Below are 16,001 nucleotides of genomic sequence, written 5' to 3' on the forward strand. Positions count from 1 at the left end.
AAAGTCAAGACCACGTCTTCAGATTTATTCTATTCTTATGAAATGAATCTGAAGACGTGGTCTTGATGTATTTAGTTGCCCAACTTGAATACTACAGAGGCGTATCCTCCCAGTTTCAAGGTGTAACTGTCGCTGTCTGTATTTTGTTGAGCTTCGCCATTCACAAACAATACTTTCTCAATCTTGTCTGTCAGCGGAAGTAGCATGGCCGTTCCGCCGAAATTATGGATGACAAGCAGTTTCTCGTTGTCCTTGGTCATATACCAGGCGGCAATCGGCTTATAGTCTTTCTCCTGTGATTCGTTGTAGACGGAATGTTTGGTCATATTTCCTTCTGCCAGTGCCGGATAGGTGTTGCGCAATCGGGTGAGGGAGAAATATATGTTCAGAAGTGAATGGGTATCGGCTTGTTGGTTCGCTACCGTTTTCACATTTTTCGAAACGGTGGCATCCGTCTTGTCTGTGTAGTTGGTAGTGTAGCTATCTCCCCATAGCATCGGGCTGCGCACATATTCGTCTCCGTTATCCTTTGTTCCGTAAAGTCCCAGTTCTTCACCGTAATAGATGTAAGGATGTCCGGCGGAAGTGAGTAAGACGGCGGCGGCCAGTTTGCATTTGTCGGCGGATTTACCCAACTTGGACGATGTACGGTCTTCGTCATGGTTACTCAGTTTCGTTGCTTCGATGTAATCGCTTCGATAGTTGGCGTATTTCTGTTGGTAAGAAAGGATGTCTTTGGCAAAATAACATCCGGTACTATTATTGATTCCCCATTCCAGACGATACCAGAAGGAAAATTCAAAAAGGGCGGGCAGACCTTTATAATAAGGAGCTACTTTATCGTATTCCGATAACACTTCGCCTACCATATAGAAGTCGTCCGTATGTCCTTTTTGTTTGTAATAGGCGTTCATATCTTCATAGAACATTTTCAGGAAACGAGGATTTTCTTCGCTGGTCTCACTGTGGTAGATGTGCTTCACGGCGTCGAGGCGGAGGCCGTCCACACCACGGGCGATCCATCCTTTGGCGGCGTCTGCTATTGCCTGATATGCCGGTGATTCGCCTGCCTGGTCTACAGGGCCGTAGTTAAGGTCGGCAAACCAGTCGGTGCAGAAATGAGAATGGAAATAGGTGATCTGCTGGCTGTCGAACATGATGTTGGCAGGGTTGCCGGCGTTGGTCAGTTTGAAATCCTTGTTCAGCGCGAGTTTCTCGGACGAGGAAGAGGCGCCGTATTTTGTTCCGGATGGCCAGAAAGAAGCATTGCTAGTACGGATCAGAAGCCCCCAAGTGGACTCAAAGTCGACGGTGAGTTCATAGATGTTGTTTCCTTTGTCATAAAACTTTTTACAGATGTCTTCTCCGTAGTATAAGTATTTGGCGTTGTCGGTACCTGTGTCTGGATTATCCTCGTCTGCTTTGGTGCCTGTGGAAACGACAAGGATGGGGGAAGGTGCGTTGCTCCAGTCCAGTGTAAATTTCAGCAGTCCTTTCACGGCAGCGGTCTCGTCAGAAACCTGAAACCATTCTGCGGCATTGTATCCGGCTGCTCCTTCTTGGGTGATCATGGCGATTTTGCCTGCTGCGATATCTGTTTTCGGGTCTTCAGAGAAAGAATAATAATTGCGATACGGGCTTTCGGATGATGAACTAGCTTCGGTGAACCACGGGTGGGCAGTGCCGGTGTGGTTCATTACGTAGTCCAGATAAATCTTGATGCCTCGGTTGTGGGCTTCTGTAACCAGACGGTCGAAGTCGCTTTCTGTGCCGAGCTGCGGATTGACTTTGGTGTAGTCTGTGACGTCATATCCGTGATAAGACATACAGGGGTGGATGGGAGAGAGCCAGAGGGCTTTCACGCCTAGTTGGTTGAGATAGTCCAGCTTTTGGGTGACGCCATTCAGGTCTCCATATCCGTCTCCGTCGCTGTCGGCGAAGGAATAGAGCAGTAATTGGTAGGAGATGTCTGCCCGTTTGGTCTCGTCCCATGTGTCGGGAGAGGCGGTAAGTGCGGTCCATTGCCCTTCGACGGGCGGTTCGGGTTCCGGAGCAGGGTCGGTGATATTTTTGTCATCGCTGCAAGCGGTCATGAATGCCATGAGCATTGACAACCACAAAAGAGATAAAAAGTGGAGATGTTTATTCATAATGATGATGTATTAAAGACAATAAGTGTAGTTTCTTAAAAAACAGTAGCCGCCCCGATTTCATTGTATTCGCGACGGCCATTCCCTGTTTCCTTGATTTCTTGTAGTATTATTCGATACGGCCTGTTCCGTTGCCGAAGTTCAGATAAACCTTTTGTCCGGTTTTACCTTGTACCGCAGCTTGGTCACCGCCGTTGCCCCGATAAGCTATTTGTCCGTCGAAGATGATAAACTCTGTTTTCCACCAGTCGCCGGCAGAGACAGCTTTCGGATTTACGCAGATTCGTACTGCGCCATCTTTCAGGAATGCCGGAGAAACAAATTCACCATCAGCCGTTCCGGGCACGGTAAATAAGTCCTGTTCTACCAGTTGCGCATCCCAACCGTTGTATGAGGTATCGCCCATCAGATATACATTCGGCTTTTCAAATTCTATCACTTTATCATCACCGATAACGGAGACGTATACTAAGTACCAGCCGGCTATACCGACTTTCAAATTGCCGCCCTCGTCCGATAATCCGGCAAGGTCTTTGGATTCCTGTGAGATAGCATCTACAAAACCGAAGTCATTGCCCCAGTTGGCTTGCGGTGCAAATTTCACCTGATCGTTAGCAGCGAAATAGAAGATTCCCCAGAAAGTTCCTTTCGTTCCGTTGACCGGAACAAGTGCTTTCCAAGCATTCGGATCACCGGCAGGAGTTCCCCAGTTGTATGCGCTGCCAGTCATGTAAAGTTCGGTGGGCGCACTGTTGTCTTTCACTGTAAAACGGTAGTTGAAGGCATCGAACGAGATTTTGATTTTACCGTCCAGTGCTGTATTAATGGCTCCTGCATTCGTCCAGCTAACAAAATTATCACCGGAGTCATCACCATCTACACTACTTCCCAAGGCTTTGGTCCAGTCTATGTCGTTTCCGTTAATAGCTGAAGCCGGGAAAATCTTGAAGTTCGAAGTACTTTCTATTTCTGCTTCCAGTATATACAGGTTTTCATCGAGAGCGTCCTTCTTCATCTGTTGGGCACTGTTACCGTCCCAGCCTGTGAAATCACCGACTATATAATAGCCGTCGGGATCAACAGCCGGAGTTGTGGCAGGCTGCAAGGTGATGCTTACTTCATTTCCCACCAGTTGAATACCTTCACCGGAAGGAGTTACGGCAGAAGCATTGATAGAGATTTTCAATTCACGTACCACGCTTGCACGGCTTTTGTAGGCTTCCTGCGTCACACTGTCCAGTTGTGCCAAGGCTACTTTAAAGACATGGTCTTCCGTCATGGAAAATGGAATGGTGTGATTCTCATTCAGTGTCAAAGAGTTGACAGCGATCTTACTGCCTTCTTCGGCTGTGGTCGAGCTTAACTTTGCGATTTCTACGGAATCGGCTGTGGCCGCGTCCATGACGATGCTGGCGTCCTTGCCTGCTGTGAAAGTTGCAGTCAACTGTCCCGCCGACTCTTCCTGGGGATTGGACTGGGGATCAGCCCAGTCCTTGAAATCTTCATTACAGGCAGAAAATCCGATTGCTGCCAGAAACATCCCTGTGTATATTAAATGTTTTTTCATGATGAATCGTTCTTTTTAAAGTTAATTACTTCTTTTCTCCTGTACCTGCCGTGAAGTTCAGATGGATCACATTGCCGGCTGAACCCTGTATGGAATAACCGTCTCCCTTTTCTGTCCAACTGTCAATAAGGTTGAAATCACGATAGAAGATTTCACCGTCGTGGAGTGTAAACTCAGTTCTCCACCAGTCGAGGTCTGTCTTGAAGCACATACGGACTTCTCCGCTTGCAGTCATGGCAGGAGATACGAAGTTGCCGTCTTTGGTAGCGGGAACCGCAAACTTCCATTCGTCGGTGAATGCCCACGAACCGCCGGTGGTGTTACCGAACAAATATACTTCAGCCGGATAGAAGGTAATGGTAAACTGATAATCATCCCCTTTGACAGCCGCTTTGACGTAGAAGAGATACCATCCGGCGTTTTCTACGACGAAGTTGTCACTGCCGCTGACTCCTGCTCCGGCTTTGTCGGTAACCGTCACGCGGTTGTCGTTAATACCGATATACTCGTTTTCCTTTGTTCCGAACTTGAACTCGGAGTTGGCATCGAAGTAAATCATTGAATAGAACTGACCGTCCATACCGTAGACACCCGCCATTGGTTTCCATACTTTCCAGTCGGCATCCAGCATGGAACCTACAATGAACATCGTCTTGGGAGGTGTCAATGAGCTGGTGCTCTTGGAAATCAGAACGTTGGGCAACTCAATCACATTGGAAAGACATACTCCTTTTCCACTGCTTGTGATGTTGGCTTTCAGGCGGATATATACAGCTACCGGTTTGGTAGGGAGTTCTGCCTGCTCTCCGTTCACGGCCGTCCACAAGTCGAGAAGCGCATTGTTGAGTTCGGAAGCATCCACATTGATCTTTGCTGTCGGGGAGGTGCTTTCCAACACTGTATAGTTGGCTTTGCTCTCATCTGTCGCTTCTAGGAAATCCTGTTCAAATGAAGCTTGTACCGTGTAGGTGGTAGCTGCCGGAAAACCGTAGTCCGGTTGCGAACAAGTGAGTTCTACAGTTTGGGCATTCTTCAGGTCATATACATTGTTGGCTGCATACGCGGGCGTATTGAGCGTGAATGTATCGGGTTCGTTCAGGATCGGATTGCTGTCATTGTCTGTTTCGCAGGCTGTAAATAGAGGCAGTGCGAAGGTGACAGCGAGTAATATGTTGGATATTTTTTTCATAATGGCATTCTTTTATATAAGGATGAACTCTTGGTTATTTATAGCCTTCATTTTGTGACATATTCCTGTTATTGTTGATATCCGATACAGGGATAGGATATTTGTTGTAGTATGAAGCGACAGATGTTCCGTTCATTGCTCCACCTTTCCAGTCCCAAAGATATTTATTGGTTGTGAACATACCGAAACGAACCAAGTCTGAACGACGGCGACCTTCCAGATAGAACTCGCGTGCCCATTCGTCGATAAGTTCCTGTTCGGTTACGGTTTGTACCTTTCTTGTGCAGTTGGCGCGTTTGCGAAGTTCATTGATGTCTCCTGTGGCGTCTCCTCCCTGGCGGAAAATGGCTTCCGCACGTGTCAGGTATGCTTCTGCCAGACGGAACAAAGGAATGTCTGTGTCAGGATAAGTAGCATGGCTGACAGGTTTTCCGTCAGAGCGGTAATTCTGCCATTTTACAATCGACAAGCCATCGGTGAATCCGCTGATCGCATCTGTCTGAATCTTGCGTCTGCCGCCTCCTACACCAGAGTATAGCAAGGCACGGTCGTCACCGGCAGCTTTGATCATGTCTTCTGTTCTGATGCCATATTCTGCATCGAAAGCATCGATCTGCTCATCTGTATCTAAGCCTTTGGTCGGAATCTCAACATCGGCGGGCAGCATCGGCACATCTTCGAGATTGGAGAAGAACTTCTTTACCATTGTGGCACGGGCAAAGATACAGGACCAACCGTTCGTTGTTCCCATACGGGGCATACCGGCTACACGAGTACCACAAACCAGATAAGTTGAACCGCCATAGTTACGTGTCTTTACTCCATCCTGACGGATAGGCAGAATGATTTCCTGCATGGCATTTTCATTCTCGTCGTTATCGGCCATAAACAGTTCGCTGTAATTTGTACATAGCTTATATGCTGAGCCAATCACTTTGCTGGCATATTCTTCCGCTTTTGCATAATCGGTTTGTCCAGTATATACGCCTGCGTTCAGGTACAAACGTGCGCGGAGCAACCAGTTGGCGGCTTTGTCTGCACGTCCGAAGGGAGCCTGACGAGGTTCATACATATCACCTTCAATTTCGTTCAGTTCATTCTGAATGTAGGTATAGAGTTCCGTACCTTTCTTCTCGACAGGCAAGTCATTGTTAAAGTGTTCCTTGAACGGAGCTTTACCGAACAAATCGAGGAAGTACCAATAATGGAGGGCACGCAGGAAACGTATTTCCGCACGTTGGCGCAGTGTTTCTGCATCTGTCATGCCTTCGGTCTGGTCGAGGAAGAAGTTGTATTGTGTGATGTCATATCCCAAACGGACGTAAACCCACTCTGTGCGCTGGCTGGAAGGACTCCAGCTAATACTTGTAAGCTGGGGGATGTCCTGATTCTCCTGCCATGCCCAAAGACATTCGTCGGTAGGCAGTTCGTTGCAGTTGAAAGTGGTACGATAGAAACCGGATTCGCCTTCGTCCTGTCCGTCGAGGTCAGGAGAACCGTCGATACCCTTTTGTCCGGTTACACCCAGCATGGCATATCCTTTCACAAATACTCCCTGCTGGTCGAAACTACCTCCTGTCTGAGGGGCGATGGGACTAATATCCAGATCGTTGATACATGAAGTTACTCCCGAAGAGAGAACTGCGATCAGTGCGGCTGAAAATAGCTGTTTGATATATTTTGTTTTCATGATAAATTGATTTAATGAATGTTAGAATTGCAGACTTAAACCTAATAAGAAAGTCATCGCTCTGGGATATGGATTGGCGTCGATACCGCTTTTTACTTCCGGATCAAGGCCTTTGTACTTACTGATAATGAACGGATTCTGTACAGTAGCATATACACGTCCGCCAACACCTTTGTAGGTTTGAGTTTTCCACAGATTCTGGAAAGAATAACCTAACGTGATGTTATCACAACGTAAGAATGATGCGTTATGTATAAAATAGTCGCTCATGTAGTAATCACCTTGTCCGCTGAAACCGAGTGCGACGGCTTCGGCACTGGTGTTGCTGTATGCATTATTGGAGTACAGTCCCGAAGTGCTGACGTTGGCTTTGTTGCTCAGGAAGTCATAGTACACATAGTTGTTCAGACTGGCACGTAAGGAGAAGCTGAAGTCAAAGTTCTTATACTGCATTTTGGAGGTCAGTCCCATCAAAACATCGCCTGCCGGTTTTTTGTAGATATATTTGTCTCCGCTGTCTATCGTTCCGTTTCCGTTACGGTCAACAAACATATTTTCAATAGGTTTGCCATTTTCGTCGTATACCTGCTGGTAAACGTAGAAGGAATTGGCAGCGTAACCTACTTTATTCGCCTGTACCTTGGTATTGTTACCTCTGGAAATCTTATCGCCTGCTTCTACGTAATAATCGCTGTCGTCGCCACCTGTCAACTTGGTGATTTCATTGTGGTTCCATGTAATGTTATAGCTGAGGTCCCAAGTGAAGTCCTTAGTCACAATCGGTTTGGCATTGATAGAAAATTCCATACCGTAGTTTTCCAGTGAACCGATATTCTGTGTCATCTGGGCATTGAAGTTAGTTCCTACGGGAATCTTAACGCTGTTCAGCAGGTCATCCGTTTTACGGAAGTATCCGTCGATGCCACCTGTGATTCTTCCATTCAGGAATCCGAAGTCCAGTCCGGCGTTCCATGTGGTCGTCTTTTCCCATTTCAGGTTCTCATTGAAAGCCTTCGGGCGGGAAGTAGAGTAATACGTATCGCCAAAAGGATACTGGGCATACTCGTTATTGACTACATACAGAGGAAGATAAGCAAAATCATCACCTATGTTTTGCTGACCGGTAATACCCCAGCCTAAACGTAATTTCAGATCAGACAGGACATTTACGTCTTTCAGGAAGTTTTCTTCTTTAATCTTCCATCCCAGTGCCAATGATGGGAATGTACCCCAGCGGTTGTCTTTGGAGAAACGTGACGAGCCATCCCAACGCATGGTAAAGGTAAACAAGTAACGGTTCAGCAGGGAGTAGTTCAGACGGCCGAAGTAAGAGACCAGTGTATTTCTGGTTGCATAAGCTGTCTGTTCGCGCAATTTGGCGTCATGGGGTTCTTGTGTATAGGAGTCCCAACCCTGTCCTTCTTCAAATCCGTTGCGATGGAAGTGCTGTTCTTCACCACCGACCATGATGTCAAAGTCGTTTGCACCCAAAGACTTGATATACTGTACATATATGTTGTACGAAAGGTTGTATTTATATTGGGTTACGTCGCCATTCCAACCATAATAATTATTGCCGAATGAGTATGGAGAAACAATCGTGGTCTGCGTACCTTCCGCATATTCTCCACCTATGCTTGCGTGCAGACGGAGGTCAGGCAGGAAATGGAACTTATAGTCAACGTCTACATTTCCAACAAAGTCGTTGCTGTTTGCCTTGTCATTTTTGAGTTCCAGTGCAGCCAGCGGATTTTGGGGAGAGTTCGGATTGGACGTATATCTCCAGTCCGGATTGCTGAAACCTGTGGTAGAATTAATATTCTGCCAGTAGCCGCCTGTAAACTGGTAAGGGTCTTCGTTAGAATAAACCGGACGGGTAGGGTCGATGGCCAATGCCCCGCCAATGGCGGCACCTGTATCGGCATAGCGGTTTTTACCGTTCATGAATTTGGCATTGATGTTGAACTTCAGATGATCTTCAAAGAAGGAAGGAGCCAGGTTCACGGAAGCAGTGAAGCGTCGGAAGTTGGATGTTTTCACAATACCATTATCGTCTGTATAACCTAAAGATACACGGTAAGGCAGGTTCTTGAATCCTCCGTTGATAGAAACATGATGGTCGGTGCTGACAGCGGTACGGAATATCTGGTCCTGCCAGTCTGTATTGGCGGTTCCTAAATCTGCCGGTAATTTGTCACCCCATAACTGGTTGGCATAAGCGCGGTATTCGTCTCCGCTCAGTACATCATAACGCTTTTGAGTTTTGGAGAAGGATACGGAACCGTTATAGCTTACGCTGGGAGCTTGTCCATTCTTTCCTTTCTTGGTGGTGATAATAATAACACCATTGGATGCACGCGAACCGTAAATGGCAGTTGCAGAGGCATCTTTCAGTACAGTAAGGGTTTCGATGTCCGCAGGGTTAACCATTGACAAACCGTTTGCCATCCCTTTGATACCTTCGTTGTCAATAGCCAGACCGTCAATAACGATCAGCGGGTCATTGCTTGCATTCAATGAAGAACCGCCACGAATACGGATTTGTGCACCACCGCCCGGTGTACCGTCATTGGAGATCACGCTGACACCGGCAATTTTACCGGATAACATATCCTGAGCATTCGTCGTAATACCTTTACTTAGTTCATCGGGCTTGATAGCCATTACCGAACCGGTCATATCGTTCTTTTTCACCTGACCGTAACCGATGACTACTACTTCGTCCAGTATTTCCGTATCGTCTTTCAGTATTACATTCATTTGTGCGGCGACGGGAAGTTCCTGCGGCTGGTACCCGATAAATGAAACTACTATTATATCGCCTTGCTTGGCAGACAACTGGAAGTTGCCATCGAAATCGGTAATCGTTCCGGTGGTAGTGCCTTTCACCACAACATTGGCACCGATAACCGGTTCGCCTGTTGCGTCTTTTACCATTCCTTTGACGGCTATTTGTTGAGCAAATGCGTCAACGGACAAGAATATTCCGGCTATAAGCGTAAGCAGGACCTTGAACATAAAGTTTCCTTTTTTCATGTTTTTGTCTTTAAAGTTAATTGTAAAATCTCTATTCATTCTCTCTTAAGAAATACCTATTGAAAACCTTCTCTTCGTCATCATTTTTAGTGCTCGAAAACACTCTCTTTTACCGAATAATAATTTCTCTGTCTTTATAATCTTTTGATACCTTTTATCTCTGATTTATCTTTTACCTCTTTGATGCTGATAGCGTATCCGCCTCCGTTAGCTGCGTGCAGGTTCAGCTTGCTCTTATTCGTCAGAATACCTTTCTTGATGGTATAAGCCTGCGGGTTCTCTTTCCAGTCGGCATCTTTGGCATCCGCGTAGACGGTAGCGATGTATTGTTTGCCCGGAGTCAGGAAGTCGAATACGAGTTTGGAGGTATGACCGTTTTCACCGGCTGTGCAGCCTACGTACCAGTCGTCCGTACCTTTTGCCTTACGGGCAATTGTGATGTATTCTCCCGGTTCTGCTTCCAGATAGTTCGTTTCGTCCCAGTCGAGAGCTACGTCTTTGATGAACTGGAAAGCGTCCATAAAACGTTCGTAGTTTTCCGGAATGTCGGCAGCCATCTGCAAAGGACTGTACATGGTAACGTATAGTGCCAACTGGCGTGCAATGGTAGAACGTACCTGAGAATTATTTGCCGGATTCATCTTGTTGCAATGCGTTTCGAAGATGCCGGGAGTGTAATCCATCGGACCGCCAACCAGGCGTGTGAAAGGCAGAATCGTTGTATGATATACTTTGTTGCCTCCGAATGATTCATATTCTGTACCGCGGGCGGATTCATTACCGATCAGATTCGGATATGTACGGCAGATACCGGTAGGGCGGGTTGCTTCGTGTGCATTCACCATGATTTTGTAATCGGCGGCTTTCTTCACTGCATACAGGTAGTGATTGTTCATCCATTGTCCGTAGTGATGTTCGCCGCGGGGGATGATGTTGCCTACATAACCGCTCTTTACAGAGTTGTATCCATTGTCTGCCATAAACTGGTAGGCTTTGTCCATGTGGCGTTCGTAGTTGCGTACAGAAGCGGAAGTCTCGTGATGCATCATCATTTTGATTCCTTTGCTGGCTGCATAGCGGTGGATTTCCTTCACATCGAAGTCGGGATAAGGAGTCACGAAATCAAACACATAGTCTTTGCTGTTGCCGAACCAGTCTTCCCAGCCTTCGTTCCAGCCTTCAACCAGTACTGCATCGAATCCGTGAGCGGCTGCAAAGTCAATGTAACGTTTCACGTTGGCTGTGTTGGCAGAATGTTTGCCGTTCGGTTTTGTTTTGGAGTAATCCGTTTCACCGAGTTTTACGCTGGTCAGTTCGTCGGTGTAAGCCCATGAGCCTTTTCCTGTGATCATGTCCCACCATACGCCGATATATTTCACGGGTTTTACCCAAGAAGCGGCATCCGCTATCTTGCATGGTTCGTTCAGGTTGAGAGTGATACGTGAAGCGAGGATATTGCGGGCGTCATCGCTCACGATAATCGTACGCCAAGGTGTGTTGCAGGGAGTCTGCATATACCCTTTGTCTCCTTTGGCATCCGGTGTCAACCAGGATTCGAATACCATATTCTTGTCGTCCAGATTGAGGTGCATACATGAGTAATCAACCAAAGCGGCTTCATGAAGATTGATGTATAAGCCATCATCCGTTTTCATCATCAGTGCAGTTTGTACGCCTGTCTGTGAGAAAGGAGTCTGAGAAGAGTTCGGAGTGATCGCTTCTTTCATCAGCCCTCTGATTTCTGATAAGCGGGAAATGGTGTAGTCATATTCCTGCGTATCATAGTCACCCGGTATCCAGAAAGCGATATGATCGCCGTTCATGCCAAACTGAGAATGCTCTTCCTTGATCACGAAGTAATTGAGTGACTTCTGCTGAGGAAATTCATAACGGAATCCCAGACCGTCATTGAACAGACGGAAACGGATAACGATAGAACGGTCATTCATGGGTTGATACAGGGTGACTGCCAGTTCGTTATAATGATTGCGGATTTCTTTTTCTTCTCCCCAAACCGGTTGCCAGGTTTCATCAAAAGTAGCCGTTTGGATATCCTTTACTTCGAAGCCGTCGTACAGGTTGGTCTTTGAGTCAAGTTTTGTCAGGTCTCTGCGGTCCACCCAGTCGAAGTCGGTTCTGGTATTATCTTCTTTCTTCAGTTCCAGTCCGAGAGTGCTGGGTTTGATTACCACTTTGTTCTTATACGTCAGTTCATACGTTGGGGCACCTTTTGAGTCTACTTGGAAGGTCATTACCAGATTGTTGTCCGGTGAGGTTAATTTCTGTTGGGCATTCGCAATGAATGAGATGCAAAGGAATGCGATGAGCGATAAAATCTTTCTCTTTTTCATTCTATTTATGGTATTAAATTATAAGCTAACTAATATTTTTACTCCGCTCTGTTCCGGATATTGCAAATATAGCAACCATCTTGAGACTTTGGGTTGTCTAGAATAAAAATACAAGTTTATATTAATGTTAATGTTTTGTTTTACAGTGGTTTATTTCTTTTCTGTATTCTGATAAATATAAGTCGAAGTGAACTTATTAAAAGGATAAAAGGTATATTCCACGACTTGGAAGTGTTAATTCATTTCTTAATTCAACCTTTTTCTCTGTCAATAAATCGAAAGCAGATGAGGCAGGAAGTATTTCTTGGTAAGGAACCAGGTCAATGGTCTGTTCCCGGTCGTTTCCATTCAGGAAAACAACGACTGATTTATCACCGTATTTGCGTTCGTAAACGTAGACACCTTTATTCGGTGCGAAATGTTTGAGCTGACCTTTGGCAATGACTTCGTTTCCTTTTCTCCATTGGAGCAGTTTTTGCATAAAGGAGAATGCTTCATTTTGCTGTGGAGTGCGGTTGGCTGCGTCAAAGCAGTTTTTTGTATCGTTCGGCCAGCCTCCGGGGAAGTCGCAGCGGAGCAGGCCGTCTCCATTCGCCTTGTCGGCTGCCATCAGGATTTCAGTTCCATAATATATCTGCGGTATTCCGCGGGTTGTCAGTAAGAATGTCAGGGCTTGCTTGTACCGGTCCAGGTTTTTTGTATCCGTTTCCGAACGGTAGAAGCGGGAAGTATCGTGATTGTCGAGGAAGGTCAGCAGGCTCATTGGATGGCTGTAGACGATGTCCTGTGACAGATATTCGTAGAGTCTGAAAAGTCCTCCGTTCCATTCGGTAGTCTCTTCGTCGAAAGCCTTGTTCATCTCTTCCATTAGCGGGAAGTCCATGACAGTCGGGAGATTGCTGTTCTTCGGATAAGCGAGTCTGCTGTCTTTCTGCCAGTAGGAGATGAGTACATTGTTGCCCAGCCATGTTTCACCTACAATGTTGAACTTGGGATATTCTTCATTGACTGCTTTGCACCAGCGTGCCATCATATCGAAGTCGGCATAAGGGTGTGTATCCTGACGGATGCCGTTGATACCGGCGTATTCAATCCACCAGATACTGCTCTGTATCAGATAAGTAGCTACATGACGGTTTCTTTGGTTGAAGTCCGGCATGGTCAGTGTGAACCAACCGTCGATAGCGATTTTCTTTTCGTAATCGGAAGCATACGGGTCCATTTGAATGGCAGTCTTGAAGCTGGTCTGCACGTAGTTGCCTTCAAAGTTAAACCAGTCTTTGGAGGGCATATCTTTAAACAGATAGTTGTCCGAACCGCAATGGTTGAAGATCATGTCCATTACGACTTTCAGCCCTTTGGCATTAGCTTCCTGAGTAAGTTTGCGGAACTCTTCGTTACTGCCGAAGCGGCGGTCTACCTGATAATAATCGGTAATGGCATAACCGTGATACGATCCTTCTTTCATGTCATTTTCCTGAATCGGGTTGAGCCATATACTGGTGACTCCGAGGTCTGCTATGTAATCCAGATGATTCTCTATTCCTTTCAAATCGCCGCCATGACGTGCGAAAGGCTCATTACGGTCTACATTTCCTTCCAGCATTCCGGGAATGATGTCGTTGGAGGGGTTGCCATTGGCAAAACGGTCCGGCATAATAAGATAAAGCACGTCGCTCGAATCAAAACCTTCTACTGCCGAAGCATTCGGCCGGCGCTGTTTAAGCTCGTAAGGGATTTTTGTCTGCTTTTTGCCTTGTTTCAGGATGATGTCAAAGTTCTGTGGAGCAGCCTTCGAAAGGTCTAAATACAGAACCAGATAATTAGGATTCTCCTGCTTCACCACTTCTTGCAGCGTGATATTATCGGCAGAAAGACTGACGTCTGCGGATGATATGCGGTCACCATATAATAGTATCTGCAATTCGGGATTCTTCATTCCTGCCCACCAAAAGGTCGGGGCTACTTTCTTTATAGTGCTTGCTGCGAATACCTGGTGAAGACCGGGTAATAATAATAGTAAGATAATGAATAATAAATTCCTTTTCATGGTAACTAGATTTTTAAAATTTGTTCGGGGGAACCGATGATGCAAATGTAGGTGAATCGGGTATGCCGTATGGCAGTTAGAAAGAAAATATAAATGATTGTTTTGAATAGGCTGTTGATAATAAGCTTTTTATCGTTATTGCCTCTGTCGAAAAATACAAGTGAAAATGAAAATTGTTATGACGATATTTTTCGTTTTTATTACTATAATCATTATATTTGTCACATCTTAAAAAAGCACCTTATGAGAAATCTAACCTATTATCTTTTGTTTCTTCTTTTTGTTTATCCTCTTTCCTTGTCCGCAAAGCATACGGATATAAATAAGGCGGCCCTTAAAAAACTGGATGACATTATAAGTAAGAAGGAAACTTATCAGATACGGAGAGAAAAAGACATCGCTGATTTAAAAGTACAACTTGCCCATTCCACCGATCCTGCCCGGAATTATGAGTTGTATGCCTCCCTCTTTGGGGCTTACCTGCATTATCAGGCAGATTCGGCGCTTCATTATATTAACCGTCAGATGGAGATATTGCCCCAATTAAATCGTCCGGACCTGGAATATGAGATTGTCATTAACCGTGCTACGGTAATGGGTGTAATGGGCATGTACATCGAAGCTATGGAACAATTGGAGAAGATTGATCCTAAAAAACTGAATGAATGGACTTTGCTTTCTTATTACCAGACCTATCGCGCCTGCTACGGCTGGCTCGCTGATTATACGACAAACAAAACCGAAAAAGAAAAATACCTGAAAAAGACCGATTTGTACAGAGATTCCATTATCGCCGCCATGCCTCCGGAAGAAAATAAAACGATTGTTATGGCGGAACGATGTATCGTGACCGGAAAGGCCGATACGGCTATCGGCATGCTGAACGATGCACTGAAAGATATGGAAGACGAACGTCAGAAAGTATATATCTATTATACCCTTTCCGAAGCATATAGCATGAAGAAAGACGTTGAGAAAGAAGTTTATTATCTGATACTGACTGCTATTGCAGACTTGGAATCTTCCGTCAGGGAGTATGCTTCCTTGCAGAAACTCGCGCATCTGATGTATGAACTAGGGGATATTGACCGTGCCTACAAATATCTGAGTTGTTCGATGGAAGATGCTGTAGCATGTAATGCCCGTTTGCGATTTATGGAAGTGACGGAGTTTTTCCCGATTATTGATAAGGCTTATAAACTGAAAGAAGAGAGAGAACGGGCCGTTTCCCGTGCCATGTTGATTAGTGTCAGTCTGTTGTCGCTGTTTCTCCTCATTGCTATTTTCTATCTGTATCGTTGGATGAAGAAAATATCCGTCATGCGTAGGAATCTAAGTTTGGCCAACAAACAAATGTCTGCGGTCAACAAAGAATTGGAACAGACCGGAAAGATAAAGGAAGTATATATTGCCCGTTATTTGGACAGATGCGTCAATTATCTAGATAAACTGGAAACTTATCGCCGCTCTCTGGCCAAACTTGCTATGTCGTCACGTATCGATGACTTGTTTAAAGCAATCAAGTCCGAACAGTTTATCCGGGACGAGCGGAATGAATTTTATAACGAATTTGATAAGTCATTCCTTAAACTGTTCCCACACTTTATTACTTCTTTCAATAATCTGCTGGTAGAAGAAGCAAGAGTTTATCCAAAATCAGACGAACTGCTGACAACCGAACTCCGGATCTTTGCCCTTATTCGTTTAGGAGTAGTGGATAGTAACAAGATTGCTCATTTTCTGGGTTATTCTTTGGCAACTATCTATAATTACCGGAGCAGAATGCGCAATAAAGCTGCCGGAGATAAAGATCGGTTCGAACAGGATGTAATGAATTTGTAAGTACACTCTAGTCTCTCTTCATGTCTCCAATAGACATAGGTATGATATGACTAATTGATTGTATATGAATGTGTAGTGTACTGAATAAGTTGACACTTCAAAAATCGAAAATAAAGATGAAATATT

At 45.4% G+C, this 16,001-nt stretch carries 8 protein-coding genes; 1 reads left to right on the top strand and 7 read right to left on the bottom strand.

Translation table 11 applies throughout. The features are described 5' to 3' along the window. Positions 1–71: 71 nt before the first annotated feature. The 7 genes from susG to KTR07_RS14300 all read right to left on the bottom strand — a co-directional run bounded on the left by susG (position 72) and on the right by KTR07_RS14300 (position 14,033). Complete coding sequence (gene susG, locus KTR07_RS14270; RefSeq protein ID WP_217315446.1) at positions 72–2,150, bottom strand: alpha-amylase SusG; 2,079 nt, start codon at positions 2,148–2,150, stop codon at positions 72–74. Between the two features lie 109 nt (positions 2,151–2,259). Further along, on the bottom strand, positions 2,260–3,717 hold the full coding sequence (gene susF / locus KTR07_RS14275) for a starch-binding outer membrane protein SusF (RefSeq protein WP_008767007.1): 1,458 nt from the start codon (positions 3,715–3,717) through the stop codon (positions 2,260–2,262). A 25-nt stretch (positions 3,718–3,742) separates the two neighbouring features. After that, a complete protein-coding gene (gene susE, locus KTR07_RS14280; RefSeq protein WP_113747903.1) occupies positions 3,743–4,906 on the bottom strand; it encodes a starch-binding outer membrane protein SusE in 1,164 nt (387 codons plus the stop codon). A gap of 34 nt (positions 4,907–4,940) precedes the next feature. Next, on the bottom strand, positions 4,941–6,596 hold the full coding sequence (gene susD, locus KTR07_RS14285) for a starch-binding outer membrane lipoprotein SusD (RefSeq protein WP_217315447.1): 1,656 nt from the start codon (positions 6,594–6,596) through the stop codon (positions 4,941–4,943). Between the two features lie 21 nt (positions 6,597–6,617). Continuing rightward, positions 6,618–9,632: a starch-utilizationTonB-dependent receptor SusC gene (gene susC / locus KTR07_RS14290; RefSeq protein WP_113747940.1), complete on the bottom strand. Its 3,015-nt coding sequence runs from the start codon at positions 9,630–9,632 to the stop codon at positions 6,618–6,620. A gap of 134 nt (positions 9,633–9,766) precedes the next feature. After that, complete coding sequence (locus tag KTR07_RS14295; RefSeq protein ID WP_113747905.1) at positions 9,767–11,983, bottom strand: glycoside hydrolase family 97 protein; 2,217 nt, start codon at positions 11,981–11,983, stop codon at positions 9,767–9,769. Between the two features lie 196 nt (positions 11,984–12,179). After that, positions 12,180–14,033, bottom strand: coding sequence for a glycoside hydrolase family 13 protein (locus KTR07_RS14300; RefSeq protein ID WP_117981098.1), 1,854 nt, complete (start codon positions 14,031–14,033; stop codon positions 12,180–12,182). Positions 14,034–14,276: 243 nt separating this feature from the next. Here KTR07_RS14300 and KTR07_RS14305 point away from each other — a divergent pair, with 243 nt between their 5' ends. Then, on the top strand, positions 14,277–15,875 hold the full coding sequence (locus tag KTR07_RS14305; protein WP_181981920.1) for a DUF6377 domain-containing protein: 1,599 nt from the start codon (positions 14,277–14,279) through the stop codon (positions 15,873–15,875). Positions 15,876–16,001: the final 126 nt, after the last annotated feature.

Source organism: Bacteroides sp. MSK.20.82 (assembly GCF_019052485.1).
In the GTDB taxonomy this organism is placed as follows: Bacteria; Bacteroidota; Bacteroidia; order Bacteroidales; family Bacteroidaceae; genus Bacteroides; species Bacteroides thetaiotaomicron.